Source organism: Bacillus sp. FSL K6-2865 (assembly GCF_040311405.1).
Taxonomy (GTDB): domain Bacteria; phylum Bacillota; class Bacilli; order Bacillales; family Bacillaceae; genus Bacillus; species Bacillus velezensis.
On record NZ_CP152036.1, the window covers coordinates 2,231,764 to 2,256,208 of the forward strand.

The 24,445-nt window shown below is 45.9% G+C and carries 33 protein-coding genes; 11 read left to right on the forward strand and 22 right to left on the reverse strand.

Going from position 1 to position 24,445, the window contains the following annotated elements:
* Positions 1-22 precede the first annotated feature (22 nt).
* On the reverse strand, positions 23-919 hold the full coding sequence (rarD, locus tag NYE42_RS10800) for an EamA family transporter RarD (RefSeq protein WP_007407959.1): 897 nt from the start codon (positions 917-919) through the stop codon (positions 23-25).
* A 97-nt stretch (positions 920-1,016) separates the two neighbouring features.
* Between rarD and NYE42_RS10805 the strand changes: the two genes are divergently transcribed.
* Positions 1,017-1,481: a hypothetical protein gene (locus NYE42_RS10805; protein ID WP_039254863.1), complete on the forward strand. Its 465-nt coding sequence runs from the start codon at positions 1,017-1,019 to the stop codon at positions 1,479-1,481.
* A gap of 34 nt (positions 1,482-1,515) precedes the next feature.
* Here NYE42_RS10805 and NYE42_RS10810 read toward each other — a convergent pair whose 3' ends face one another.
* A complete protein-coding gene (locus tag NYE42_RS10810; protein WP_003153736.1) occupies positions 1,516-1,755 on the reverse strand; it encodes a hypothetical protein in 240 nt (79 codons plus the stop codon).
* A 200-nt stretch (positions 1,756-1,955) separates the two neighbouring features.
* On the opposite strand from NYE42_RS10810, the gene NYE42_RS10815 reads away from it, so the two are divergent.
* Together NYE42_RS10815 and NYE42_RS10820 are read left to right on the forward strand one after the other, a co-directional pair.
* Positions 1,956-2,345: a tautomerase family protein gene (locus NYE42_RS10815; RefSeq protein ID WP_003153733.1), complete on the forward strand. Its 390-nt coding sequence runs from the start codon at positions 1,956-1,958 to the stop codon at positions 2,343-2,345.
* A 52-nt stretch (positions 2,346-2,397) separates the two neighbouring features.
* Entirely contained in the window at positions 2,398-2,766 is a 369-nt protein-coding gene (locus tag NYE42_RS10820; RefSeq protein WP_144664655.1) for a hypothetical protein, read from the forward strand.
* Between the two features lie 39 nt (positions 2,767-2,805).
* On the opposite strand, the gene NYE42_RS10825 is transcribed toward NYE42_RS10820, so the two are convergent.
* Complete coding sequence (locus tag NYE42_RS10825) at positions 2,806-3,147, reverse strand: winged helix-turn-helix transcriptional regulator (RefSeq protein ID WP_012117759.1); 342 nt, start codon at positions 3,145-3,147, stop codon at positions 2,806-2,808.
* Positions 3,148-3,276: 129 nt separating this feature from the next.
* Between NYE42_RS10825 and NYE42_RS10830 the strand changes: the two genes are divergently transcribed.
* A complete protein-coding gene (locus tag NYE42_RS10830) occupies positions 3,277-3,885 on the forward strand; it encodes a nitroreductase family protein (RefSeq protein ID WP_003153727.1) in 609 nt (202 codons plus the stop codon).
* 43 nt (positions 3,886-3,928) lie between these two features.
* Here the strand turns inward: NYE42_RS10830 and NYE42_RS10835 are convergent, their stop codons facing one another.
* Both NYE42_RS10835 and NYE42_RS10840 read right to left on the reverse strand, forming a co-directional pair.
* A complete protein-coding gene (locus NYE42_RS10835) occupies positions 3,929-4,531 on the reverse strand; it encodes an alpha/beta hydrolase (RefSeq protein WP_052827554.1) in 603 nt (200 codons plus the stop codon).
* A gap of 2 nt (positions 4,532-4,533) precedes the next feature.
* A complete protein-coding gene (locus NYE42_RS10840) occupies positions 4,534-5,457 on the reverse strand; it encodes a ring-cleaving dioxygenase (protein ID WP_025284865.1) in 924 nt (307 codons plus the stop codon).
* Positions 5,458-5,642: 185 nt separating this feature from the next.
* Here NYE42_RS10840 and NYE42_RS10845 point away from each other — a divergent pair, with 185 nt between their 5' ends.
* Positions 5,643-5,843, forward strand: coding sequence for a DUF3311 domain-containing protein (locus tag NYE42_RS10845; protein ID WP_003153716.1), 201 nt, complete (start codon positions 5,643-5,645; stop codon positions 5,841-5,843).
* Positions 5,843-7,333, forward strand: a complete 1,491-nt coding sequence (locus NYE42_RS10850; protein WP_061860634.1) for a sodium:solute symporter — start codon at positions 5,843-5,845, stop codon at positions 7,331-7,333. Before NYE42_RS10845 ends, NYE42_RS10850 begins: the two co-directional genes overlap by 1 nt.
* A gap of 33 nt (positions 7,334-7,366) precedes the next feature.
* On the opposite strand, the gene NYE42_RS10855 is transcribed toward NYE42_RS10850, so the two are convergent.
* Together NYE42_RS10855 and bglA are read right to left on the reverse strand one after the other, a co-directional pair.
* Positions 7,367-8,845: a glycoside hydrolase family 30 beta sandwich domain-containing protein gene (locus NYE42_RS10855; RefSeq protein WP_342496949.1), complete on the reverse strand. Its 1,479-nt coding sequence runs from the start codon at positions 8,843-8,845 to the stop codon at positions 7,367-7,369.
* Between the two features lie 147 nt (positions 8,846-8,992).
* Positions 8,993-10,435 carry a 6-phospho-beta-glucosidase BglA gene (bglA, locus tag NYE42_RS10860; protein ID WP_352426458.1) on the reverse strand — a complete coding sequence of 481 codons (1,443 nt, stop codon included), beginning with the start codon at positions 10,433-10,435 and terminating at the stop codon, positions 8,993-8,995.
* Positions 10,436-10,684: 249 nt separating this feature from the next.
* Between bglA and NYE42_RS10865 the strand changes: the two genes are divergently transcribed.
* A complete protein-coding gene (locus NYE42_RS10865; RefSeq protein WP_015417645.1) occupies positions 10,685-11,410 on the forward strand; it encodes a GntR family transcriptional regulator in 726 nt (241 codons plus the stop codon).
* A gap of 60 nt (positions 11,411-11,470) precedes the next feature.
* Here the strand turns inward: NYE42_RS10865 and NYE42_RS10870 are convergent, their stop codons facing one another.
* Positions 11,471-12,874 carry a S41 family peptidase gene (locus NYE42_RS10870; RefSeq protein ID WP_352426459.1) on the reverse strand — a complete coding sequence of 468 codons (1,404 nt, stop codon included), beginning with the start codon at positions 12,872-12,874 and terminating at the stop codon, positions 11,471-11,473.
* Positions 12,875-13,020: 146 nt separating this feature from the next.
* Here NYE42_RS10870 and NYE42_RS10875 point away from each other — a divergent pair, with 146 nt between their 5' ends.
* Entirely contained in the window at positions 13,021-13,722 is a 702-nt protein-coding gene (locus tag NYE42_RS10875) for a class I SAM-dependent methyltransferase (protein WP_007407947.1), read from the forward strand.
* 92 nt (positions 13,723-13,814) lie between these two features.
* Positions 13,815-14,066: a hypothetical protein gene (locus tag NYE42_RS10880; RefSeq protein ID WP_007407946.1), complete on the forward strand. Its 252-nt coding sequence runs from the start codon at positions 13,815-13,817 to the stop codon at positions 14,064-14,066.
* A gap of 43 nt (positions 14,067-14,109) precedes the next feature.
* On the opposite strand, the gene NYE42_RS10885 is transcribed toward NYE42_RS10880, so the two are convergent.
* Both NYE42_RS10885 and deoD read right to left on the reverse strand, forming a co-directional pair.
* Positions 14,110-14,928 (reverse strand): M15 family metallopeptidase, encoded by an 819-nt coding sequence (locus NYE42_RS10885; protein WP_007407945.1) that lies wholly within the window; start codon positions 14,926-14,928, stop codon positions 14,110-14,112.
* A gap of 83 nt (positions 14,929-15,011) precedes the next feature.
* Complete coding sequence (deoD, locus tag NYE42_RS10890; RefSeq protein ID WP_003153702.1) at positions 15,012-15,710, reverse strand: purine-nucleoside phosphorylase; 699 nt, start codon at positions 15,708-15,710, stop codon at positions 15,012-15,014.
* A gap of 136 nt (positions 15,711-15,846) precedes the next feature.
* Here deoD and NYE42_RS10895 point away from each other — a divergent pair, with 136 nt between their 5' ends.
* On the forward strand, positions 15,847-15,972 hold the full coding sequence (locus NYE42_RS10895) for a hypothetical protein (protein ID WP_003153701.1): 126 nt from the start codon (positions 15,847-15,849) through the stop codon (positions 15,970-15,972).
* Positions 15,973-16,026: 54 nt separating this feature from the next.
* Here NYE42_RS10895 and NYE42_RS10900 read toward each other — a convergent pair whose 3' ends face one another.
* From NYE42_RS10900 to NYE42_RS10910, 3 genes are all read right to left on the reverse strand, one after another.
* On the reverse strand, positions 16,027-16,347 hold the full coding sequence (locus NYE42_RS10900; RefSeq protein WP_003153700.1) for a YodL domain-containing protein: 321 nt from the start codon (positions 16,345-16,347) through the stop codon (positions 16,027-16,029).
* Between the two features lie 59 nt (positions 16,348-16,406).
* A complete protein-coding gene (locus NYE42_RS10905; protein WP_338683636.1) occupies positions 16,407-17,018 on the reverse strand; it encodes a phosphatase PAP2 family protein in 612 nt (203 codons plus the stop codon).
* 73 nt (positions 17,019-17,091) lie between these two features.
* On the reverse strand, positions 17,092-17,265 hold the full coding sequence (locus tag NYE42_RS10910; RefSeq protein ID WP_003153696.1) for a YozD family protein: 174 nt from the start codon (positions 17,263-17,265) through the stop codon (positions 17,092-17,094).
* A gap of 117 nt (positions 17,266-17,382) precedes the next feature.
* Here NYE42_RS10910 and NYE42_RS10915 point away from each other — a divergent pair, with 117 nt between their 5' ends.
* Positions 17,383-17,526: a hypothetical protein gene (locus tag NYE42_RS10915; protein WP_007407942.1), complete on the forward strand. Its 144-nt coding sequence runs from the start codon at positions 17,383-17,385 to the stop codon at positions 17,524-17,526.
* Here the strand turns inward: NYE42_RS10915 and NYE42_RS10920 are convergent.
* The 9 genes from NYE42_RS10920 to NYE42_RS10960 form a co-directional block, all read right to left on the reverse strand.
* Positions 17,523-18,203 carry a hypothetical protein gene (locus tag NYE42_RS10920; RefSeq protein WP_003153690.1) on the reverse strand — a complete coding sequence of 227 codons (681 nt, stop codon included), beginning with the start codon at positions 18,201-18,203 and terminating at the stop codon, positions 17,523-17,525. The genes NYE42_RS10915 and NYE42_RS10920 overlap by 4 nt on opposite strands.
* Positions 18,204-18,451: 248 nt before the next feature.
* Positions 18,452-18,658, reverse strand: a complete 207-nt coding sequence (locus NYE42_RS10925; protein WP_144664648.1) for a hypothetical protein — start codon at positions 18,656-18,658, stop codon at positions 18,452-18,454.
* 312 nt (positions 18,659-18,970) lie between these two features.
* Positions 18,971-19,195, reverse strand: a complete 225-nt coding sequence (locus NYE42_RS10930) for a YozE family protein (protein WP_007407941.1) — start codon at positions 19,193-19,195, stop codon at positions 18,971-18,973.
* A 74-nt stretch (positions 19,196-19,269) separates the two neighbouring features.
* The gene (locus tag NYE42_RS10935; RefSeq protein ID WP_122504071.1) at positions 19,270-19,548 is read right to left on the reverse strand and encodes a YokU family protein; all 279 of its coding nucleotides are present in this window, start codon (positions 19,546-19,548) and stop codon (positions 19,270-19,272) included.
* A complete protein-coding gene (gene ablA, locus NYE42_RS10940; RefSeq protein ID WP_031379013.1) occupies positions 19,545-20,966 on the reverse strand; it encodes a lysine 2,3-aminomutase in 1,422 nt (473 codons plus the stop codon). The genes NYE42_RS10935 and ablA overlap by 4 nt, the downstream gene beginning before the upstream one ends.
* Complete coding sequence (gene ablB, locus NYE42_RS10945) at positions 20,963-21,835, reverse strand: putative beta-lysine N-acetyltransferase (protein ID WP_052827562.1); 873 nt, start codon at positions 21,833-21,835, stop codon at positions 20,963-20,965. The genes ablA and ablB overlap by 4 nt, the downstream gene beginning before the upstream one ends.
* Positions 21,798-23,105, reverse strand: coding sequence for a peptidase (locus NYE42_RS10950; RefSeq protein ID WP_095284598.1), 1,308 nt, complete (start codon positions 23,103-23,105; stop codon positions 21,798-21,800). Before NYE42_RS10950 ends, ablB begins: the two co-directional genes overlap by 38 nt.
* Positions 23,071-23,766, reverse strand: a complete 696-nt coding sequence (locus tag NYE42_RS10955) for a 3-oxoacid CoA-transferase subunit B (protein WP_144664647.1) — start codon at positions 23,764-23,766, stop codon at positions 23,071-23,073. Before NYE42_RS10955 ends, NYE42_RS10950 begins: the two co-directional genes overlap by 35 nt.
* The gene (locus NYE42_RS10960; protein ID WP_144664646.1) at positions 23,751-24,440 is read right to left on the reverse strand and encodes a CoA transferase subunit A; all 690 of its coding nucleotides are present in this window, start codon (positions 24,438-24,440) and stop codon (positions 23,751-23,753) included. The genes NYE42_RS10955 and NYE42_RS10960 overlap by 16 nt, the downstream gene beginning before the upstream one ends.
* Between the last annotated feature and the right edge of the window lie 5 nt (positions 24,441-24,445).

The window sequence follows — 24,445 nt, forward strand, 5'->3', positions numbered from 1 at the left end:
CTATCGCTGGAAAGCGAAAGGCTTAGCGGCTTTTTATCGGCCGCTTCCATTTTATCTGTGAAAAGGTAAACAAAAGCAATGCTGCCCATATACAAATGAAGGTAAACGCTTTTTGCCCGGAAAACGGTTCATGATACACAAATACGCCGAGCATAAGGGTAATGGTCGGCGCTATATATTGCAAAATGCCGACTTGATACAGCGGAAGACGCTTTGCCCCCTCTGCAAACAGCAACAGCGGCAGAGCCGTAAATACGCCTGCGAAGAATAGGAGCGCCCATGTTCCCGCCCCCAAGGACCCGGAAGTGCTCCCGTCAGCTGTATATCCTAAATAAATAAGTGCAGCCGGGGTAATCAAAAGCGTCTCCAGCGTCAGTCCGATCGTGCTGGACATGCGGGTTCTTTTTTTACATAAGCCGTACAGGCCGAAGCTGAATGCAAGCAGCAATGCGATATAAGGAACCGCGCCATATTGAAACGCAGATATGATCACGGCCGCCCCGGCAATAGAAACGGCTGCTGTTTGCATCTTGTTAAGCTTTTCTTTTAAGAATAGGATGCCCAAAAGAACGGAAACGAGCGGATTAATGTAGTACCCGAGACTTGCTTCAAGCAAAAAGCCGTGATTGACGGCCCATATGTACACAAACCAATTAACGGAAATTAAAACGGAAGCGAAAAAAAGCGCCAGCAGGCCCCCTTCCGATTTCAAAAGACGCAGTTCACGCCATCCGGTTTTCCACTTCTTAAGCACAGTTAAAAGCACACACATGAAAACAAATGACCATAAAATCCGGTGAGCTAAAATGTCCAATGCGGGTATTTGTTCAAGAAGTTTCCAATAGACCGGAAACAGCCCCCACATGACGAAAGAACAAGCGGTATAAATGATTCCTTTTCTTGCGTTATTCCCTTGCACGGCCTTCCCCTTCCTTTCTGTAAACAGATTATATTATATCACGGGAAGCTTCCGGCGGGCATATACTATGTTGTCCGTTAAGAAAGGGTGAGATGCCGTGTTTGATTGGAACAGATATTTTCCCTTCCAAAATCAGTTCTCTAAAGAAACGTTTAAAAATGCTGATCCGAAAGATGTCGAGACATATGTCAACCGAGTGATGGAAAGCGTATTCGGCGCCGGTTATGCCGGACAGTTCCCTTTTCGCGACCCAATGTCCAAAAAGGCCGAGCCGGTCGAAGCGGAACCGCCCAAGCCGGAAATTGACCTTTTTGAAACATCCGATCATGTTTTTGCGAAAATTCCCGCCGAACAAGAGGAACTCGACCGTATCAGGATTAAGCATACGTCACACAGCCTCGTTGTAGAGAACAGCAGTCTGGGAGAAGGAAAAAAAGAAATCGTCCTTCCGAGCCTCGTCAAACGGAAAGGAACAAAAGCAGTCTATAAAGACGGGATGATTGAAGTTATGTTTTCAAAACAGGAAGACTACAATCTATCGGAAGTGGAGATTTTAAGATAAAAAAACGGCCCGCGCGATGCAGGCCGTTTTTTCTTTAATAAAATGGCGGATAACCGCCGGCACCCGGCCCAAAACCGCCGTATGGGACGCCTCCGTATCCGTAACCGGCGAACCCGTACGGATAGCGGGGTCTTGTGAAACCTGTGGCAATCACGCCTCCGAGAAGACCGCCTAAAAATCCGCCGAATAAAGGAGCGCCGAACAAAAAAGGACTTCTCGCCGGAAATCCGGCAGGACCGAAATTCCCGCGATACAATGCATGACGAGGGTACATGTTTTTCCTCCTTTATGTCTGCCTATTCTTAAGCGTATTCATAAAATGAGGAAATTGATTGGGCGATTGTAACAACATGTGCCTCTCTCTGATATTGCATTAATGCATAAACATTTTGGTTATAATTTGATTACATTTTGATTAAATGTTATACTTTTTTACAAGTTTCGACATTATAAAACCATCAGGGGGAATAAAATATGCCATTACTTCGTTTTGACGTTATTGAAGGCCGGGATGACGCAGCATTAAAAAAATTACTGGATACCGCCCATTACGCCATGGTTAAAGCTTTTGACGTCCCTGTAACGGACCGTTATCAGATCGTTCACCAGCATCGGCCTCATGAGCTTATCATTGAAGATACCGGGCTCGGTTTCAAAAGAAGCAAAGATCTTGTCATCATCAGCATTGTCAGCAAAGCGCGCACCGAACATCAAAAAGAAACGTTATATCAACTGATGGCTGATCAGCTTAAAACAGAATGCGGCATATCACCCGAGGACGTCATGATTTCCATTACAGAAAACGGGAATGCCGATTGGAGCTTCGGGCTTGGTGAGGCTCAGTTTTTAACCGGGAAACTGTAAAAGGCCTCCCCGCTTGTTCTGAATGATTGCAAACTGAATAAAAGAGGGATGTATGTTGGTTAGTGAGTTGTATCCTTGTTTAATATGCGGATTTAAAGGATTAGAGACAAGTCCCGTTTATAACGGCGAATATCAAAAAACATTTGATATTTGCCCCTGCTGCGGGTTTGAATTCGGCTACAGCGAGGACCATGACGTAAGCTTAGGGTTTATTGTAACGCCTGATCATTTAATTGAAGCGGCATTTCAGTTATACCGGAAACAGTGGATTGAAGGAGGAATGAAACTATTTTCTCCAAATGATGTCCCGGCGGAATATAAAAATGATCATTTCCTTACATTCGATGCTTTATTAAAGCAATTAAAAGGCTTGAACCTCAATCTGAACAATTTTGATATTAATGGTTTTTATGACGAGTAAACATGATCATTAAGAAAAGGCTGCCTTGGGCAGCCTTTGTTATTCATCACATGTGTCGTTGGCAGATCCCCCGGGCTCGCAAAAACTGTCTGCCCATTTTTGCATTTCCTGAAAAACGGCTTGCAGGGCCAAGCCTTTATCAGTCAGTTTATAAATGACTTTGACAGGTGTTTCAGGCAGCACCTGACGCTCGACGATTTCATTTTGTTCCAGCTCTTTGAGCCGCTCCGCGAGCATTTTTTGGCTGATTGTCGGTATCGTTTCGGTCATATCTTTAAATCGTTTCGGCCCGTCCATCAGTACATGGATAATGAGGCCGTTCCAGCGCTTTCCCAAAAGAGAAAAAGCGGATTCCATTTTAGGACACATTGTATATCCCACGTGAGTTCATCCCTTCATCTATGAATTGACAAGTTTTTTGTGATCCATTAAAATTAGTTTTCGAGTTACATTTAGTAAGCTTCTAACTTTTCTATTATGATAACACGTTTATCCGAAGGAGGAAACATGATGACATCCGTATTAGACGTTTTAAAAGAACGCGCATCTGTTAAAGAATACGATAAAGACGCGGTCATTACAAAAGAGGAATTAACAGAACTCCTTGAAATCACAACGCAAGCGCCTTCCGCCTGGAACCTTCAGCATTGGCATTTTCAAGTCTTTCACAGTGATGAAGCAAAAGCTGCCCTGCTTCCGGTTGCTTTTAATCAAAAACAGATTATTGATTCATCAGCAGTTATTGCCGTATTAGGCGATTTAAAAGCAAATGAAAATGGTGAAGACGTTTATGCTGAACTGGCTGAGCAAGGCAATATCACAGAAGAGATTAAACAAACGCTTTTAGGCCAGATTAACGGTGCATACCAAAATGATCAGTTTGCCCGTGATTCAGCATTTTTAAACGCTTCTTTAGCAGCGATGCAGCTGATGCTAGCCGCTAAAGCAAAAGGCTACGACACTTGCGCGATCGGCGGATTCAATAAAGAGCAATTCGTTAAGGAATTCGACGTGAGCGAGCGTTTCGTGCCCGTCATGCTGATTTCAATCGGTAAAGCCGTTAAGCCGGCGCATAAAAGCAACCGGCTGCCTGTATCTAAAGTGTCAACTTGGCTGTAAGATGAAAAAAACCCTTAGTCCGCTTAAGCAGACTAAGGGTTTTTTATAGGAATCGCTCACTGTACCAGGTTCGTGCCTGCTCTGCTTCCTGCTGTGTGAGCTGATGACCGCCCTCCTGCCAAACAAGAGAAACGGATGCATGGGCATCTGTCAGATACTGATAAAGCTCCTCCGATTCTTCTTTTGTACATAGAGGATCGCGTTTTCCTGCACCGATAAACACAGGCAGCCCTTCCATATCAGGCAGCTTCACTCCGCGTATCGGCACCATCGGATGATGCAGAACCGCTCCTTTCAGTACATCTTTATAATGAAACAAAAGACTTGCTGCAATATTGGCGCCGTTTGAATAGCCGGCAGCAATCACGTTTTCTCTGCTGAATCCGTACATTTGCGCCGCTTCATCAATAAAATTCTTTAATTCTTCCGTCCGTTCAATTAAATCTTTCTCGTCAAATACGCCTTCTTTCAGCCGCTTAAAAAAACGGGGCATGCCGTTTTCCGACACTGATCCTCTGACCCCGAGCAGACTTGCGTTCGGATCGATAAAACGTCCGAGCGACAGAAGATCATGTTCATTTCCTCCCGTTCCGTGCAAAAGCAGCAGAACATTTTCTGACGTTCCCTGTTCAAACACATGTTTCATCATCATTCTCCTTTCTCCATTTTGGGCAGAACAGCTGTAATCTGGCTGCGATGCTCTTCCAGCCATTCCGGAAGCTTCAGCTCTGTTCCGAGATTTTCAAAGGATTCATCCGTCATAAACCCCGGTTCATCGGTTGCCATTTCAAATAAAATGCCGCCGCTTTCCCTGAAATAGATTGATGTAAAGTAAGACCTGTCAAGAATGTCAGATGAAGCAAGATGAGAATCAGCAAGAATATCCTTCCATTCCGCCTGCTCTTTTTCGCTAGTGCGGAAAGCGACATGATGAACCGTCCCGTAACCGCCGATACCTGCTTCTTTCGGCGCGAGATCAACATCTATAATATGTCCGATCCGCGCCTCCGATTGCAGCCTGACAATCTGATGTTCTTCTCCTGTCTTTGAATAACCGAAGCGTTCTATGAGAAATTGAATGGTTGCTTCAGGACGGTACGAGTACAGAAGAACACCTCTCATGCCTGTGATCGCTTCTTTTTCAGTAATGCCCGCAGGAGTCCATTCACTCTGTCCGCTTCTTTCATCTTCCATTATGGCAAGCGGCAGGTCTTCTGTATCATTAAAGAGAAGCACTTGTTCAGACAGCATGATCTGTTCTTTTACAGACAAGCCGTTTTCTTCAAGCCGGCGCTTCCAAAACGCGAGTGCTCCTTTCGGCACGGAGAAATAAATTCTTCCGGCCTGCCCTTTTCCCACGGTTCCCGGGCGGCTTCCCTGAAAAGGAAAAAATGTAATGATCGTACCCGGCTCTCCGTTTTGGTTGCCGAAATAAAAGTGATAAGTGGCCGGGTCGTCAAAATTAACGGTTTTTTTAACGAGCCGCAAACCCAGCACTTCAGTATAAAACCGAAGATTTTCAGCAGGATCTTTTGCAAATGCGGTAACATGGTGCAATCCTTGTGTATTCAATGCATTCACTCCTAAATATCTCGATTTCGAGATATTAACTATTCTAATTTAATATGAATGAAGATGCAACTAAAGTGTTTCAGTTAAAAAAGTAATAGAATTCTTTTTTTTCTGAAAAATATCTTGTGATCTTATCTGACACCTGCTATGATAAGGAGCATTATCAAGTTTCAGGAGGAAAGTAAATGGTCAGAAAAGCACTAATTTTCGTTCTCATCTTAATCCCTTTCAGCCAGCTGGCCCTGCTGTCAGTCGCTAATCGGGTTCATCCGATCATTATCGGGCTGCCTTTTTTTCATTTCTGGCTGCTTTTATGGATCGCAGTCACTCCATTATGTTCGTTTCTTATTTATAGGCTGCAGAAGAAACAAGGAGGACTGGACTGATGCCCGCAAATATAACAGCATTGATCATTACAGCCGTCATCGTTTTAACCGTTGTCTGTATCGGCTTTATAGCCGGGAGAGACAAATCATCACGCACTTCTGTTGAGGAATGGTCTGTCGGCGGCAGACGGTTCGGGGGGCTCCTCGTCTGGTTTTTAGTCGGCGCGGATCTCTATACGGCTTATACGTTTTTAGGCTTAACAAGCACTGCCTACACAGGGGGAAGCGTTGCTTTTTTTGCAATCCCGTATTCTGTTTTGGCGTATTTTATCGCGTATTTCTTTCTGCCGAAGCTGTGGAAAGTGGCAAAAATACACAAATTAACGACGCTTGCCGATTATGCCCGTGAGCGTTTTGACAGTAAACTTTTGGCCAGTCTTGTCGCCATTGTCGGCGTTCTTATGCTCATTCCTTATATTTGTCTCCAGCTGAGCGGAATTCAAGATACGCTTCAGGTGGCCGGAACGGGTGTCATTAATGTCAATATGGTCGTCATCATCTCTTTTATTCTTGTAGCGCTGTATACTTTTTTCAGCGGAATTAAAGGGCCGACGTTTACGGCGATTATTAAAGACATTCTCGTGTGGGTGATTATGCTGTTTATGGTCGTGTCACTCCCGCTGATCCATTTTCACGGCTGGACGCCGATGATTCACACTTTGGCTGAAAAAGCGCCGCAAATGCTGACGATTCCGGACTCGGGGCCGAAAGGAATTCCTTGGTTTATCACAGCTTCCATCGTATCTGCGCTGGCGCTCTTTATGTGGGCGCATGCGGCAACCGGCGTATTTACGGCAAAAAGCGCAGATGCCGTCCGCAAAAACAGCATGTTTCTGCCGCTTTATAATATTGTTTTGATTCTTGTTATTTTTCTCGGCTTTATCGCGTTTCTTGTCCTGCCGGAAGATACCAATCCGCGGCTCGCTTTATTGAAGCTGATTCAAACGTCTTACGGCGGAGTCGCGCAGGGCTTTGCTTACTCCACGATTGCTCTTGCGTCATTGATTCCCTGCTCTATCATGGCCATCGGAGCATCAAACTTATTTGCGAATAACTTATATCGGGATTTGATTCACCCGAATGTGTCACCAAGCAAGCTGACGATGATCACCCGTTCAATGGTATTTGTCGTCATCGGGCTCGCGCTTTTATTCGGCATGCTGTTCCCGACTGCGCTCGTTACCCTTCAGCTTCTCGGTGTTTCCGGCATGGTTCAGATCTTTCCGGCTATCGCCGTCAGTCTGTTTTGGAAGAATCAAACGAAAGAAGCGACAATTATCGGTCTTCTCGTCGGTCTTATCGTGACATTCACGGTAAATATCACCCAATCCGCCCACGGTATATATGAAGGCTTTTGGGGTTTGACCGCTAACATGGCAGCCGTTATTATCCTCAACCCGTTTTTTGTAAAAAAAGCGGCTTCAAACGCCGTCAAAGACGGTTTATTCAATAAAGCGCCTTCTGATGAACTGAACCAAAAAGGCGCTTAACAGAAAGAAGCCGGCACGTAAATGTGCCGGTTTTTACTTTTTCCGCTTCCATTTGTAGGTAGCCACGGTTTTAGCCGGGATGACGGCTTCAAACTGCCGATTTTCTGAAACGACATGGAATTTTTGATCGGCGGATGTCTGGTTGATTACGACTGTCACAATGGATTGATCAGGATTAAGGAACGATACATTCGAGACTGTGTTTTTGGAGCCGTAATTACTTTCTATCCGCTTTGCTCCCCGGTCGATAAATTTTGAGAAGTTGCCTGTCATATGAAAGATCGGGATATTCCAATAGCGGTCAGGGTTTTTGGCATCCTGAATAAACAGCGTCGGGTCCGGGGTGCCTATCCAATGATGCGTCTTGATTTGACTGTCGAGCATCGTCACCCACGCATTGTAGCTCGACGCGCCGTTGCGGAAATACTGCGCGATCCGGTCCGCCCCTGCCGTCCCCCAGACAGACCGCTCCGTTAAGTGAATAGATTGATCAGGATATCTCTTTCCGATTTCCGACATGACGGAAAGGTCACCGTCATAATCGTGAAAAGCGATGCCGTCTGCCGCCCGGTTTCCTTTTTTATCATCTAAAATCGGCGGAATATAGTTCCACGCCCCGCTCGCATTGTGATCATAAATCCAAATTTTCGTGTCAATTACGTGTTTTTTCATTTCTTTTTTTAAGGCCAGTGCCAGTTTGCGCTGCTGAGACGGCGGCATATACATGCTCGGATAGTCGATTTCCAGCAAAGGTTCATTTTGAAGGGTCATGGCATAAATCGGAATTCCTTGCTTTTCGTACGCCTCAATAAATTTGCGGAAGTAAACGGCCAGTTCGCCGATATATTTATCTTTCAGCTTTCCCCGCTTGAGGTTTTCATTCGTTTTCATCCAAGCCGGCGGGCTCCACGGCGAGGCAATGATTTTCAGTTCCGGATTTATCGCCAGGGCTTCCTTGATGGTTGCTGTAATGTGTAAATCAATATCCTTTTGGATCGAGAAATGACGGAGCTTAGGATCTGTTTGGCCTTCAGGCATATCGTCATACGTATAAAATTCCTGTGCCGTAAAATCAGATGTCCCGATCGTTATGCGCATAACGTCCATGCCGATACCCTCTTTGGGATCAACCAGTTTTTTCAGCACTTCCTTTCTTTTTGCGGGTGTCATTTTTGACAAATTATGGATTGTGGATTCTTCCAGGGACGATCCTACGCCTAACACACTTTGATAGCGGCGCGACGGATCAATATACACAGCGGCGGAGTCAGAAGCCTTCTTTTTTGTCAATGTAAGCGGTGTTTGTTCGTCTAAGGCGTATTTCACTTCTAGCGGCCCGTCATACCACGTACGGGAAGCCGGATCTTTTTCAGAACTGAACCACACCCTTACTTTGTTTTTGTCTGAAGCCTTCCGATCAGCCGCATACACTTCGGTTTCCATGCTGCTTGATATGAAAAAGAAAAACATAAGAAAAACCAGCGTCATGTGCAGACCTTTTTTAAAAAACATGAACCACCATCCCTTTCCTTATTTTTATAAGCGATTCTAAATGAAAAGCCGGACAGTCACCTCCTTCCCGCTTAAATGAATGCGCTTTCAAAATTACTGATAAAAAGCCGGCTTCACACGACGGTGAAGCCTTCCCTTTTTACACCTTTAGGATACATATGAACCGTTTGTTTCAATCACTTTTTTATACCATTCAAATGAGTCTTTCTTAAGCCGCCTCATTGAACCGTTGCCTTCATTATCCCGATCAACATAAATCATGCCGTAGCGTTTTTTCATTTCTCCGGTTGTAAATGACACGATATCAATAATTCCCCATGGTGTATAGCCCATTACATCCACACCATCATATGTGATTGCTTTTTTCAAAGCTTTTATATGTGACGATAAATATTCAATTCTTGCTGTGTCATGAATTGAACCGTCCTCTTCTAATGTGTCGATGGCACCGAATCCGTTTTCCACGATAAATAATGGAATCTGATAGCGGTCGTATAAGCGGTTTAATGTGTACCGTAAACCGGTCGGGTCAATCGCCCAGCCCCAATCACTCGCTGTAATATAAGGATTGTCCACGCCGTTTGGCAATCCTCCGTTTACGACATCCCCGGTATTATCGTTTGATACATCACTTTTTACGGTTGTAGACATGTAATAGCTGAATCCGAGGTAGTCCACTCGGCCGTTTTTCAAAATCTCTTCATCACCGTCTTCAAAGTGTATCTGATAGCCTTCTCTTTCAAATTCTTTTAACGCATAGCTTGGATAATATCCGCGAACCTGCACGTCCGGGAAGAAAAAACGCTGTCTCATCGTTTCTTCAGCCAGCATCACATCATCGGGATGAGATGAGTACGGGTAAATCGGAACATGTGATACCATGGCGCCGATCCTGAACTCGGGATTGATTTTCCTTCCCTTCGAAACAGCCAATGCGCTTGCCAGCAGTTCGTGATGGCCGGCCTGATACATGACTTCTTTTGCGTTTTCGTTTTCTTTGACGGCGACGCCCGAGTTCGTCCATAAAAAGATCGGATTATTCACATCCATCTTATTATTGATTTCGTTAAACGTCATCCAATACTTCACCTTATGTTTATAGCGTTCAAAACACACTTCAGCGAATTTCACAAAAAATCCGACTGTTTTTCTGTTTCTGAAACCGCCGTATTCCCTCGCCAAATGGAGCGGCATCTCAAAATGTGACAACGTGATTACCGGTTCAATCCCATGTTTCAGCAATTCATCAAACACCCGGTCGTAAAAAGCCAATCCTTCCTCATTGGGCTCGGCTTCATCACCTTTAGGAAAAATTCTGCTCCAGCCGATGGACGTTCTTAAACATTTCAGACCCAGCTCGCTGAATAATGCGATGTCTTCTTTATAACGATGATAAAAATCGATCGCTTCATGATTCGGATAAAATTCCCGCTCTTCAATTGTATCTGTTATTTTCCGGGGCACACCATGCGCGCCTGCCGTCATGACGTCCACTACACTCGTCCCCTTGCCGCCTTTATTCCATCCCCCTTCAAATTGGTGGGCGGCCAGAGCGCCTCCCCATAAAAAATCTTTTGGCAATGTCCCCATCGTTTATATCCTCCTTTATTTGACTGCCGCTTGCATGCCGAATAAATGCACTGCAGCCGCTTCAAGCATCCGCTTCGCAAGTGCAGAAGAATTCCTGCCTTTATTTTCATATTATACGTTTACATTATAATTGTACCGGTATAATTTATCAATACATAAACAATTATAGTTAATTTACGAAATGGCTTTTAAAAACGATTATGCTATAATTCTGAAAGAAGCGGGACAATAAATGAATGAGGAATGTATATGTTAAAATACCAGCAAATCGCGATAGATATTGAAAAATACATAGAAGAACATCAGCTGCAGCAAGGGGATAAACTGCCTGTGCTGCAAACCTTAATGACCCGGTTTAACGTGAGCAAAAGCACGATCACCAAGTCCTTAGATTTATTAGAAAAAAAGGGGATTGTGTTTCAAGTGAGGGGAAGCGGCATTTTTGTCAGACGGAATAAAAGAAAAGGGTATATCAGTCTGCTTTCTAATCAGGGATTTAAAGAATCGCTTGAAGATTTTAATGTCACTTCCAAATTATTAGCGCTGGAAGTGAGAAAACCCACGCCTGAGGCTGCCCAAAATCTGAATATGCCGCCTGACGGCGACGTGTATTATGTCAAGCGAATCCGATATATTGACGGGCTGACATTGTGTATCGAAGAGTCATTTTACAACAAATCGATTATTACGTATTTGAATAAAGAGATCGTGGCAGAATCAATATTTGATTATATTAGAGAAGGTCTCGGATTAAAGCGCGGTTTTTCAGATTTATATCTGTACGCGGGGATGTTAAATGAGGAAGAAGCGGAGTACTTAGGTCTGTTTACAGGAGCGCCTAAGCTTTGCGTTGAAACGATTTTTCATTTAACCAACGGCCAGCCGTTTGACTTCTCAAAAGTCACCTATCACTATGAGCAATCACAGTTTTTCATTCAGGCGAACAGCCACCTTTTTGAACAGGAAACGACATAAGACGGGCTTTTCGCAAACAGAAAACACCCAATGCGCGTGCGACGCATCGGGTGTTTTTTACTATTTCATATTCTTATTTAATGTTTCAACGGCTTTTTTCATTTGTGTATCGTTGTCCGCAAGCTGTTTTTGCAGATCCGTCATCAATTTTGCCGTTGTGTCTCCCTTTATAATGCCTGTTTGTTTCAGTTTCTCTTTTGCTTGGAATTGTTTAACGGCTTGTTCAAATGCTTTATCATACGTGCCGTTTACTTTCACGCTGTACCCCAGCGCTTTCAGCATTTTTTGCGCATTGGTGACGGTGGTTCCGGAATCCCCGTATTTGTATGTTTTTTTCACATCTAAATACGGCAGGTTTGCATATTCAGGAAGCTTAACCTGATATTGCGGTTTGATGCCTTTTTTATGAATCCACTCTCCGTCCGCTGTGAGCCATTTAGCGATTGTCAATTTAACGGTAGAACCGTCGCTGTAATCTTTTGCCGTCTGCACGGTTCCTTTTCCGAACGTTTTCTCGCCGATCAGCGGAATGCCCGATGATTCATGCAGCGCAGCCGACATGATTTCTGCGGCGCTCGCGGTGCCGTCATTGACGAGGACGACTGTCGGTTTTGTCACTTTGCGCTCTTTCGTCGCTTTCATGACCTCTTTCGTGCCGTCTTTGTATTCGACCTGCATGATATTTTTCCCTTTATCGATAAACATGTTGCTCATTTTGATGGCTTCATCCATCAGTCCGCCCGGGTTGCCCCTTAAATCGAGAATGTATCCTTTCGCTCCTTGTTTTTCGAGGCTGTCAATGGCTGAATTCAGCTCTTTTGCCGTCGATTCGGAGAAGGATGTGATTTGGATTTCGCCGATGTCTCCTTTTTTTATTTCAGAGTACACCGTTTCAACCGGAATGGTGTCACGTTTGATCGACAGGTTCAGATCGCCGACACCCGCTCTGTGCAGCACGAGCTTGACGTTTGTTCCCTTTTTGCCGCGGATTAATGCGACGGCTTCGTTTACATTAAGGCCTTTAACGCTTTTGCCGTTGACCTTCAAGATCTGGTCATTCGGTTTAACCCCCGCTTTTTCCGCGGGTGACCCTTTAATCGGCGATACGATCAGGATGCTGCCGTCCTTTTCTTCCACTTGTGCGCCGATGCCTTCAAACGAAGCGGAAATGGTTTCTTCAAAAGACTTTCCTTCCTGCGGGTCCATATAAGAAGAATATGGATCATCCAGGGAACTGATCATGCCTTTTATCGCTCCGTCTACTAATTTGCTGTCATCTGTTTTTTGATAGTAATCACTTTTAATCTGTTCGTAGGCTTTATTGAATTTCTCAAATTTGCTGTTCGTCAAAGCAGCCGAGCCTTGTCCGAAAATGGTCGTATTGCCCGTGATAAACAGCGTAAGCGCCGAGGCTGCGACCGCGGTGATCAATATAACAAAAAACAGTTTAAATTGCCGCTTCAAGAAAACACCACCTTTTTATTCTTACATTATTATCATAGACGAACGCTCATTCGTCAACTTCAAACGTGAGGCGCCCTTCTTTCCCGTTTACCCAAACCTATGCTTTTCTCTCAACATATGCTGAGGAAAAAAGGAGGATTCGGCCTTTGAGCAAATATTTAGAAATGCTGTCCTTATTCGGAGTCGGAGGGGCTCACCCCGGCGGGCTCGCTTTTTCCAAAGCCGTTCTCACAAAAGCGGCTCCTCCTCCTGGCGAACCGATTCTTGACGCCGGCTGCGGAACGGGACAGACGGCCGCTTATCTCGGCCACCTGCTGTATCCCGTCACCTGTGTTGATAAGGACCCCCTTATGCTTGAAAAAGCAGCAAAACGATTTGCCGCTGAAGGCTTAACCATTCCGGGCTATTTGGCGGAGCTTGAGCGGCTTCCGTTTGCTGAAAATCAATTTTCCGCCGTTCTTTCCGAATCAGTTCTCACCTTTTCAAATCTTGATTCATCGCTGTCTGAAATCCTGCGGGTCCTTAAACCCGGGGGTATGCTGATTGGCATTGAAGCTGCTTTACAAAAGCCCATGCCGGAAAACGCCATCACGCAGATAAAAGACTTCTACGGTTTTACCGTATTGCAGGATGAAACGGCATGGAAACAGAGATTGCTTCAGCAAGGCTTTCAGAAAGCGGATTTCATTCCCGCTGTCTATGAAAACAATGCGCAGGAGCCGACTACAGAAATGGATTTATCGCCCGTTATTCAGCCGGTTCACTACGATACGCTGACGGCTCATTACGAGCTTATGCAGACGTACCGTGAATATATGGGACACTGCGCTTTTGTCGCTTACAAGTAAAACGGCAATTGTCCTCCTGTTTTCGTCCAACCTTTTTACCGAACTCTATCATAAGCTGACATAGAAAGATAGGTTGGATAGGAGGAGAAAAGATGCAAAACTATTATCATCTTTGCCGGCAGCACCAGGGAAAAGTAGCAAGAATTACAGAACGAAACGGCAGAGTCCACGTCGGAAGAATCGTACGGGTGACTAACAGCAAAGTGTATATCGCCCCTGTCGGCGGCCGTCACAGAGGATACGGGTTCGGCTATTGGGGAGGCTGGGGAGGCTGGGGAGCAGCCTACGGTATCGGCCTTGGTTTCATTACCGGATTTGCGCTTGGAGGTTTACTCTTCTGGTAATAAAGAAAGCCCGCTTTCTATTTTTCAAGCGGGCTTCTTCTTATTACACTTTCTTTACTTCATTAAAATATTCTTCAAGCGTTAATTGATGGTCATGGATGGCTTTTGCCGCTTTTTTGCCTACATAGCGTAAATGCCATGGTTCATACTCATACTTTGTGACATTTTCTTTGCCTTTAGGATAGCGGATGATAAAGCCGTATTCATACGCATGGTCTTTCACCCATTTGCCGTCCGCCGTGTTTCCGAACGCTTCATTCAGCTCATACCCGTTGCTTTTGCTGGAAATGTCCATGGCAAGCCCCGTCTGGTGTTCGCTTTGGCCTGGATATGCGACGGCTTCTTTCGCCTTTTTTTCACCTTTCAGACTGACTTCATTATCGAAAATAACTTTCTGTCTGTCATAAGAGCGGTATCCTGAAACGGCAACCAGGTCATAACCTTCTTTTTTCCCGGCGCTGAATAGTTCCGCCAAAGCATCGGCGGCAGGTTTGCGGATATATCGTTTCTCGATTTTCTCAGTAAAAGAAAATTCGACTTTCGGGATCACGAGATCATTCGGTTTATAATCTCCCGGCAGCGTGTATGTCTTATTCACGAGCGCAAGTGTATTTGTCGGGTTTTGAATGGTCTCAAGCCCGTTCACTTCTTTAATATCATTAAAATATTTGCTCTCCAATACAAAATCGCTGTTTTCTGCCTTCGTTGTTTTTTTGCTTGATGTGTCATCTGATTGTTTTGTTTCAGCTGCTGTTTTTGTGTCCTTGTGGCTGTCGCCGCCTGAAATGCTGCAGCCGGTTCCCACGATTGCGGTTACGCTGAGAGCGGCAGCGAGCGAGAACCATTTAGTGGATTTCTTCATTTTACACTTACCTTTCTTTTTTTGAATCAGGGCGATGCATAAAGAAGAGGGCTGCTTTAATCAGCAGGACCCTCATCTCAAGTTTACGAAACAGTATGCAGCGCCAGTTTAATCATATCATGAAAAGTCGTTTGACGCTCTTCTGCCGTTGTTTCTTCTCCCGTTAATACGTGATCGCTTACAGTCAGGATAGACAGCGCTTTTTTGCCGTATTTAGCGGCAAGCGTATATAAAGCAGTCGTTTCCATCTCTACGCCGAGGACGCCGTATCTGGCAAGCTTTTCGATTTGGGAGTCTTCATTGTAAAACTGATCGGCGGTGAATACGCTTCCGACCGCTACGGGAAGATTGTTTTTTTGCGCTTCCTGGTACGCTTTATGAAGCAGTTCGAAGTCTGCGCAAGGAGCATAATCTACACTGCCGAAGGCGACACGGTTCATCTGTGAATCCGTTGAAGACGTCATAGCCAAAATCACGTCACGCACCTTCACGTCATTACGGATGGCTCCGCATGAGCCGACTCTGATTAAGTTTTGAACATCATAGCTTTGAATCAGTTCATTCACATAAATAGAGATAGACGGAACACCCATGCCGGTGCCTTGGACTGATACTTTTTTGCCGTTATATGTACCCGTAAATCCGTACATTCCTCTGACTTCATTATAGCATTCCACATTTTCAAGATAAGTTTCCGCAATAAATTTCGCTCGGAGCGGATCTCCCGGCAAAAGCACTGTATCCGCAATTTGGCCTTTTTCTGCGTTTATATGTACACTCATTTCCTTTTCCTCCTGCCTATTCAAACTCCCACCCATTGTACACTGAATAACGGTAAGAGACAATCATCAGCATGATCAGGGCGATCTTGGGCAGAATATGCGGGATGACAAGCCTAAAGAAAAAGGAGTGAACATAATGGGCAAAAAACAGCGCAACCGGGTGACCGGCCAGAAAAAGAACAATCACGTGCCCGTTTCAGACGTCATTGCAGCTGATGAAGCGCATGGAAAAGAGCATTCCGCCGCTAAACGGAAGCCTTAACACTGTCTTTCCCAGACAATACGGAAGCCGGCTGAAGATTCAGCCGGCCCCGTCTTACCTCGGCTGGACGAGCAGCCGGTTAATTTTGCTCCATCCCGCAGGGTTAAGCCTGTAATAGGTCTTTCCTTTTCTTCCTTCGTCTATGAGTATGACATCTCCGGTCGCTATGAATCTGGCTTGATAGTCGTTTGGGACCGTATCAGGCACATTAAAAACAGAAAATGCCCTTTCCAGTGCGTCTTGATGATTGTCAGCGGCCAGCTCTGTCCGATAGACGACCCTGTATCCCTTTTTCTCGCCGTAGCGGGGTGTTTGAAAAATCGTCACATCATAGGCGCAAGTCTTTTTTTTGAACACGGGCAGCGATAACAGCATCAAGATCCCTCCCTCTTATTTCTTAATAGTATTAGCGTTTTTTCTCATTTTTCCTGTCTCTATTTTTGTCGAAACGGATGATACTTTTCGTCAAAGAGCGCAAAAAGCGAAACGAGGCAAAGTCCGAGACTGAATCCGGCAAGGACATCCGTCGGAAAATGCGCGCCCAAATAAATTCTGCTGAGTCCGATCAGAATGACGAGAACTCCGGTAAAGACGGTGACGGCCCGCTTTCTTTTCGTAAAAAACGGAACATGCTTGATCAAAAAGTAAGCGATGACGGGATACATCACTGCCGAATTCATGGAGTGGCCGCTCGGAAAACTGTATGAGGTTTCATGGACGAGCGGTTCAAAAGCGGGTCTGGCTCTTTCAATCAATTCTTTTATTTTTATGTTTACAATCCGTTCAATTAGAAAGAGAAGCGGCAAAAAAACAACATCCGGCGTTTTTTTGTACATATACAGAGCCGCGCCTGTCAAAAGAAGAAGCGGCAAAAGCACCGCGGTCGTGCCGAGCTCCGTTATCCATAACATCAATTCATTCAGCCAGGCAGCCCTGATCCTGACAGCCGCTTCTATCACACGCTCATCAAAAGTCCGGACGGCTTCTATCCGGATCGCTGCTGCGAGCAGAATAAACAATGCGAAAAGACTTGCTGGCTTGTACAACGTTTTCCCCCCATGTTACATTCTCCCGAGCCGATTGAAAAAACCGAAGCTTTTTCACTTCGGTTCCGCAGTTTCAGTCTTCATCAAGCTCTTCGTCTATCATACATTTTTCTAATAAATAATCAAAGGTGATGTCGGCTATTTCGAAGATTTCCTCTTCACTCGGTATGTACCCGCGCATAGCAAGCTGACTGTAAAAATAATCAGCTATTTCTTCTGTGTCAATCACAAGATCTATTTCTTTCATGCAAACACCGCCTCCTTTTTTATGTTTTATGAAAAAACCGTTCAAATTATACCCGAAAGTTCTAAACGCTTTGTCCGCTCATATACTTTTAAAAAACAAGCCCCGGAGGGAGAAAAGATGATGACGAAAATGATGGCTTTATTGGACGGAGATGGATTTGATATCGTATTGAAAAAAGTGCTGAAAGGAATGTCGTTTGTCATCTTTGCCGGCTGTCTGCCCTGGTTTTTATATGTCACCGTCCGTTTTTTTGCCGGCTAGCTGAAATGCTCCCGCAGGCTTTCCAACACAAAATTCATCATATCTTTATATTCTTCGTCACCGAACAAATGATAAAGAATCTTATAATCGTTATAAATATCAAGCAGCTCATCTACAATCGATACCGCCAGCACATGCAGGGCATCGGGATCATCAGCATCGCCTTCAAACTGAAGAAGAGCAGACGCGACGGTATCCTCGCCGATCTCATGAGATGCTTCCCCAACATAGTGGACAAACAGCAGCTGATGCACAAACTGATCCATTTCATATTTTCTCAGAACCAGCGTGAGATCCTCTTCCTCCGTTTCAAGCCACTCTCCGTCTTTCAGCCGAGTCAGCTCATAAATAATATCCTCCCAGCCATCCTCTAAATATCTCCATATTTCAGTTCTGTGGCCGATGACACGGAATAATTCCTTTCCGTAGTCCTTTACATATACTACGTCGCCGATCAGAAATTCATATTCAATATCCAATTTTTCCATATCGACGATCACGCCCTCATAATCTTTATAAAGCTGGATGGACGATTCAAAATAAAGCACTTCATTATGATTGACTTCGTAAAGATAATGTTTATCAATTTGATGAACCTTCGTAATGGTGCCGACGGTTCCGTACATCACGACGACCACGATGTCTCCCACTTGAAATTTCGGTTTATCTGGCTTCATGCTGTCTCCCCCTTGCCGCGGACTGTCATACGCTATCGTATGCCGGCCGCCATCATTTCGCATGGGCATGAAAACCACAGGAAATATCTATTTCTGCACCTGTTCAAAATGGCAAAAACCGCAACATGCTTGTGCGTTTTTTCACTTACCGTAACAGAAGCGCCTGATGACATTCCGCTCTCGATCGACTGAGCAGTAACAGTGCTGAGACAAAAAGCGCCTATTTTGAATGAGTTTTTGTTTTTTCTCTACGACGCAAAGGTAAATACCCGGCCCGAAGGCATGTTGACAATATCACCGCCGTGATGTTCAAGATTTGCCGCGAAACACATCATCGAAGGTGTAGGGAGATCCAATTCCGGCTGCATATTTGCAATGGCTTGTTTATCATAAACAACCAAACTCGTTTCGGCTTTCAATGAAGGCACAACTTCAATCCGCTTCAACCTTGTCACATAAAATCCCCTATTCCGTCCAAACGTCAGTGCCTCATCAGTCTTACCTAATGGATCATTTGATTCCCCTCACTTCATTTAAATGTTTGATTATTTCTCCGTGAAAAGCGATTCCTTACCCGGGACCCCGCCGGCAGCAGGCCTGATCCGGTGAACTCTGCAGCTATACATTCTCCTGCCTTATGATACGTGCCGTCAGGAAGATGTGTTTACGTGCTGATCAAAACGGACGGCGTTGCGGGATTTGATCATACGGCACCTCATAAGCGAGTGATTTCAACAGAAAAAAACCGCACAATGTGCGGTTTTTCGTCAGGCGTGATGCACCTCGGTCTCATATTTTTCCCAAGCTTCATCAAATGTCGCCATCGTTTCTAAATAGTCGGCGCTCAGTTCTAAATAAGAACTGAGCTCGTGATAATCGCTTGACGTTTTCGGAAAGCCGTGATCTTCGTATGCCTGATTCGCAAACTGGCTGATTGCGTCCTGCGGCTTGGGATGCCTGTATTTCATCAAATAGTGATAAAAGGATTTCATGGGTTTCCCCTCCTGATGACTGTCTTTTGTTGTACTATTATACAATTCAAGTGTGAAATTACAACAAAAGAAGACTAGGAGAAGTCAAAATAATTCCGTTTCAAGATCCGTTCTGTCCCCATCAGCTCTTGATATGTGAGTGTTTCCGGTAATTTTTTTGCATTGACTAAAAAAAGCTGATTTTCGATTTCCGCTATGACCGCTTCCTCCTGATAAGTCATGCCGCAGGAGGGACAGGCGAATGCGGGTGTTTCTGTAATTTCTATGGCCCTCGTACCGTCAGGAAGCTCCCAGTACACAGCCGCCTGACAAGCTGACGCCTTCTGATTGCCGCACCACTCGCATGGCTTCACGGCGACTCACCTCCGACTTCCGATCCTGCTTTTTGCTCTTTCTTTTGCTGTGCAATAAATTTCTTTTCTTTCAATTCATCTCTTTTTTCCCTGCGGTCTTTCAGCGTTTCATGATCAGGGTTGGATGTAAACGTTTTCCTTCTATCGATCCTCGATACATTTTCCGGTGTGAACGAAACCTCTTTGTCCGCGAAAATGGCGCTCAGTCCGACCGGCTCGCGTTTGGCCATCGTTCCCGGAAAAACAGATTCAAAATAGTCGTCGGCTTGATTCGGGATATAGTTTTCCGGCTCGGGATAAGATGTAATCACCCCTTCGAAGTTTCTGATCACAACTTTCTCCGGACTTTGGGAGAGCAAGTAGTTCGGCTGCAGGGCGATTTTACCGCCTCCGCCCGGGGCGTCGACGACAAAGGTCGGCACGGCAAAGCCCGTTGTGTGGCCTCTCAGTCCTTCAATGATTTCCAGCCCTTTCGACACAGGCGCTCTGAAATGGCCGATCCCCTCTGACAAATCACATTGATAAATATAATACGGACGCACGCGGATTTTCACTAAATCATGCATGAGTTTTTTCATAATCGGCACCGAATCGTTAATGCCTGCTAAAATAACGGCCTGGTTACCGACCGGAACACCTGCGTTAACGAGCTTTTCACACGCCGCAACCGATTCTTCCGTCAGTTCGATGCTCGTATTAAAATGAGTGTTCAGCCAGACCGGATGATACTTTTTCAAAATCTGACAAAGGTTATCTGTTATCCGCTGCGGAAATACGACGGGTGCTCTCGTTCCGATCCGGATAATTTCAAGGTGGGGAATGTCACGCAGGTTTTTTAAAATATATTCCAGAATCTGATCGTTGATTAAAAGCCCGTCTCCGCCGGAAATCAGGCAGTCACGGATTTCCGGCGTTTCCCGAATGTAAGCGATGGCCGCATCAAGCTGTTTTTTCGGCACCCCCATTCCGATCTGTCCGGAAAAACGCCTTCTTGTGCAATATCGGCAATACATGGAGCATTGATTTGTCACCAGAAAAAGAACGCGGTCGGGATAGCGGTGCGTAAGACCGGGAACCGGTGAATCTTCATCTTCAAACAGCGGATCTTCAAGGTCATATTTCGTTTTGTGCATTTCTTCTGACAGCGGCACGGACTGCATGCGGATCGGACATCTCGGGTTATCGGGATCCATTAAAGAAGCATAATAAGGCGTAATGTTCAGGGGAATGGTTTTTACAGACATCCTGACGCCTTCTTCTTCCTCTTCGGTCAAATGAATGACTTTTTTCAGGTCATCGACGGTTCTTACAGTATGGGTGAGCTGCCACAGCCAATCATTCCACTTGTCTTCCGGCACATCTTTCCACAATTCAATCTCCTTCCAATGACGCTTCGGCTGAAACCATTTGTTTGTCAAACGAATTCCTCCTTATGAATGGCCAAACGTAAAGTCTTGCACCATATATTCATATTTTCGAGCCCTTCTGAAATGCGGCAGTTGTTCACAAGCCTGCCTCTGTAGCCGTATCCGGCATGATACAAAACGGCATTCATCCCGTAAGACGCTGCACGGGCCAAGGAAAAAAGATGGATGATTCCCCGGCCCGCGAGTTCCTGCTCCAACGCTTTAAACAAGTGTGCCGTTACGGAGTTCCCCCTGTAATCTGACAGAACCGCGCAATCGGTCATTTCAGCGTGCCCCAATACCGGATTGATATCTGCGCTTGCCGCCCCAATGAGACGATCCTGATCGAATGCGGCATAATAGATGGTGTTTTCTCTCATTGTTTTTTTAATATAAAGGGGATTAAAGACAGGAGTCGGATAGGTAAGAAAAACATGTTTATATAAATGCGTTAAACGGTCTGCATCATCTTCGTCCGCTTTTCTGAACATCAGCGCGCTTTCTGTCTGAGTCAGTCCCCGCCGCGGTGTCTCATATAAACGGTCAACAGTCGAATCTTCTGATACATATGAATCTGACCGTCTCCGTTCCTCTGCTAAATAGCGCACCATCACAACAGCCTCATGCCCGTTGTAATACCCGTCTATGACACCCTCAACAATAAAAAGATGCTTGACAAATTCCGGCTCATCGCCGCGCTTGGCAAAGAAAATTACCTTTTGGGCTCCTTCTTGCTTTGCTTCTGCCAAAACGGCCGGAATAAGCGCCGTGATCTGTCCGTCATAACGAATGACTCTGAGCCGCTCATTGAAACGGTCTGCATCAATCTCGGCCGCTCCCTTTTCAGCCCTCAGTTCCTTTATCAGCTCCGTCACCCCCATCTGCCACCCCGCACCATTCCATGATAAAAAGAGAAATGATTTTGACGGCATCGATTAACGCCCGGATTTCAATGTATTCATTCGCCTGATGCGCCGCCTTGACTTCTCCCGGCCCGAAGACGATGACCGGCGTCTGTCCCGCGTGCTGCAAAAGCCCTCCGTCCGTTCCCCACGGGGACGCTTCACGAACCGGTTTTGCCCCTTTCATTTTCTCAAAAGAAGATTCCAGAGCGGAAATCAGCGGATGCTCATCCGGGAGATCATTCGGAAGCCACTGAGCCCCAAACCATTCTATTTCCGCGGGGTGGTGTTTAAACCATTCATCCCGGTACTCCAAATCTTTCAGCCAGCTTGCCAGCTCTTCTTTTACTGCTTCGGGCGTTTCATCCGGCGCTATTCCGCACCTGCCTTCTATCACCACACGGTCAGCTACCGATGATGGCCACGTTCCCCCTTGGACGGTGCCGATATTAATGGGAACCGGAATCGGAACGTCCCGATAAAGCGGGTCTGTGATACGGGCGTTGCGGACGTGTTCAAGCTCTTTAAGGGCTGTGATGACATGCAGGCTTTTTTCAATGGCGCTCACCCCTTCATAGCGGGTGCCGCCGTGTGCGGACAATCCCCTTACCGTAATGCGGAACCACATAGACCCTTGCTGCTTAACAAACAGCTTTAAATTAGTCGGTTCGGGAATAAGCGCCCCGTCAGCCTTGTAGCCCCTCATAACAGCCGCCAGTGTTCCCGCGCCGCCGCACTCTTCATCTACGACACTTTGAAACAGAACATCTCCTTTTAATGTAATCCCGCAGGCTTCAAGCGCTTCTAACGCAAACAAGAGGGCTGTATTGCCGCCTTTCATATCCGTTGACCCGCGGCCGTAAACTTTGCCGTCCTTTTCAACAGCGGTAAACGGTTCATACGTCCATGCGGCGGGATTTCCTTCCGGGACAACATCAATATGCCCGTTCAGTATCAGTGATCTTCCGCCCCCGGCCCCTTTCTTTACAGCTGTGATATTCGGGCTTTCATGGAAGTCTTCGCGTTCCGATACGAAATAAGGATGCTCTTTCAAATGTTTGACACTCGGCTCCCATACATCAATATCCATGTCAAACTGTCTCAGTTTTTCTAAAACGACTGCCTGTGCGTTAAATTCATGGCCGAACGTGCTTTTTTCCCCGATCAGCCGTTTCAGCAAGCTTACCGCTTTTGCTGTGTTTTCTTCCGCCCACTCAGTGACTTTCTTTTCTAATTGATCCATGGACAGGCCCCCTTTTAAGAAAAAATTCTCCCAATCTGACCTCGGCATCCGTTGTTTGAATGACATCGTCTATGGTCGTGCCATTCAGCAGTTCCTCAAGAACAAAAGCCCCATCATCTATGCTGATGACGGCTTTCTCTGTAATGATGAGATCTGCACAGCCCGCTGCTGTAAGCGGCAACGAACAGCTTTCGACAAGCTTCGGCCGGCCTTTCTGATCGGTGTGGCTCATGACGACAACCACTTTTTTCGCGCCTTGGGCAAGCTCCATCGCCCCGCCCATTCCGGGCACTTTTTTCCCCGGCACGAGCCAATTGGCGAGATCACCTGTCCTGCTGACTTGGAGCGCGCCTAAAATGGTAATATCTATCAGCCCTTTTCTGATCATGGCAAAAGACAGAGCTGAATCAAAATAGGAAGCTCCCTTAACTGTACTGACAGGAAATCCGGCCGCATTGCATAAAAGCTCATCCTCCTCTCCGCGCTCCGGACTGCCGCCGATCCCGAGGACGCCGTTTTCCGCCTGCAGCATTACCTCCATGCCGGCCGGCAGAAAATTCGGCACTAAAGAAGGAATGCCGATCCCCAAGTTGACGATCATTCCTGAGGTAACTTCACTGGCGGCCCGCCTCGCGATACTCTCTCTTTCCGCTATTCCCAAGCCCATCTCCACTTCACTCCTTCACTTTGCACGACACCCTCCACGAAAACGCCCGGCGTTACAATATGCTCGCTGTCAAGTTCGCCGGCAGGCACAATCTCTTCCGCCTCGGCAAATGTTCTTTCGGCCGCGGCAGCCATCAGAGGGTTCATGTTGCGCGCCGTTTTGTCAAACGTCAGATTCCCGAATTCATCAGCAGTATGCGCCGACACAAAAGCAAAGTCAGCCGTCAGCGCTTTTTCAACTAAATAGGACTTTCCGTCAATCGTTACGGTTTCTTTGTTTTCACAAACGGTTGCGTTATCAATGCCGATATCAGTTAAAATACCGCCTAGCCCCGCTCCGCCTGCGCGAATCCGTTCAGCAAGCGTCCCTTGCGGCGAAAATTCCACCTCAAGCACTCCGTCAGTCATTTGTCTGCCTGCGACAGGATTTGAGCCGATATGGGAAGCGATCAGCCTTTTTACCCGCTTATGAACGATAAGCGGACCGATGCCGATTTCCGGAAATCCGGCATCATTGCAGATGACGGTCAGCTCTTTAACGCCGCTTTCCAAAATCGCTTCGATTAATGACGGAGGTGAACCCACTCCCCCAAAACCGCCGAACATGATGACAGATTCGTCCTTGACATCGGCAATTGCTTCATGAATATCGATTTTTTTATGAAAAATAGACATATCAG

Coding starts and splice junctions, on each gene's coding strand:
- NYE42_RS10810 (WP_003153736.1), bottom strand. CDS start 1,755: ATGTACCCTCGTCATGCATTGTATCGCGGGAATTTCGGTCCTGCCGGA.
- NYE42_RS10815 (WP_003153733.1), top strand. CDS start 1,956: ATGCCATTACTTCGTTTTGACGTTATTGAAGGCCGGGATGACGCAGCA.
- NYE42_RS10820 (WP_144664655.1), top strand. CDS start 2,398: ATGTTGGTTAGTGAGTTGTATCCTTGTTTAATATGCGGATTTAAAGGA.
- NYE42_RS10830 (WP_003153727.1), top strand. CDS start 3,277: ATGACATCCGTATTAGACGTTTTAAAAGAACGCGCATCTGTTAAAGAA.
- NYE42_RS10835 (WP_052827554.1), bottom strand. CDS start 4,531: ATGAAACATGTGTTTGAACAGGGAACGTCAGAAAATGTTCTGCTGCTT.
- NYE42_RS10845 (WP_003153716.1), top strand. CDS start 5,643: ATGGTCAGAAAAGCACTAATTTTCGTTCTCATCTTAATCCCTTTCAGC.
- NYE42_RS10850 (WP_061860634.1), top strand. CDS start 5,843: ATGCCCGCAAATATAACAGCATTGATCATTACAGCCGTCATCGTTTTA.
- NYE42_RS10855 (WP_342496949.1), bottom strand. CDS start 8,845: ATGTTTTTTAAAAAAGGTCTGCACATGACGCTGGTTTTTCTTATGTTT.
- bglA (WP_352426458.1), bottom strand. CDS start 10,435: ATGGGGACATTGCCAAAAGATTTTTTATGGGGAGGCGCTCTGGCCGCC.
- NYE42_RS10865 (WP_015417645.1), top strand. CDS start 10,685: ATGTTAAAATACCAGCAAATCGCGATAGATATTGAAAAATACATAGAA.
- NYE42_RS10880 (WP_007407946.1), top strand. CDS start 13,815: ATGCAAAACTATTATCATCTTTGCCGGCAGCACCAGGGAAAAGTAGCA.
- NYE42_RS10885 (WP_007407945.1), bottom strand. CDS start 14,928: ATGAAGAAATCCACTAAATGGTTCTCGCTCGCTGCCGCTCTCAGCGTA.
- deoD (WP_003153702.1), bottom strand. CDS start 15,710: ATGAGTGTACATATAAACGCAGAAAAAGGCCAAATTGCGGATACAGTG.
- NYE42_RS10895 (WP_003153701.1), top strand. CDS start 15,847: ATGGGCAAAAAACAGCGCAACCGGGTGACCGGCCAGAAAAAGAACAAT.
- NYE42_RS10900 (WP_003153700.1), bottom strand. CDS start 16,347: ATGCTGTTATCGCTGCCCGTGTTCAAAAAAAAGACTTGCGCCTATGAT.
- NYE42_RS10910 (WP_003153696.1), bottom strand. CDS start 17,265: ATGAAAGAAATAGATCTTGTGATTGACACAGAAGAAATAGCTGATTAT.
- NYE42_RS10915 (WP_007407942.1), top strand. CDS start 17,383: ATGATGACGAAAATGATGGCTTTATTGGACGGAGATGGATTTGATATC.
- NYE42_RS10920 (WP_003153690.1), bottom strand. CDS start 18,203: ATGAAGCCAGATAAACCGAAATTTCAAGTGGGAGACATCGTGGTCGTC.
- NYE42_RS10930 (WP_007407941.1), bottom strand. CDS start 19,195: ATGAAATCCTTTTATCACTATTTGATGAAATACAGGCATCCCAAGCCG.
- ablB (WP_052827562.1), bottom strand. CDS start 21,835: ATGGGGGTGACGGAGCTGATAAAGGAACTGAGGGCTGAAAAGGGAGCG.
- NYE42_RS10955 (WP_144664647.1), bottom strand. CDS start 23,766: ATGGGCTTGGGAATAGCGGAAAGAGAGAGTATCGCGAGGCGGGCCGCC.
- NYE42_RS10960 (WP_144664646.1), bottom strand. CDS start 24,440: ATGTCTATTTTTCATAAAAAAATCGATATTCATGAAGCAATTGCCGAT.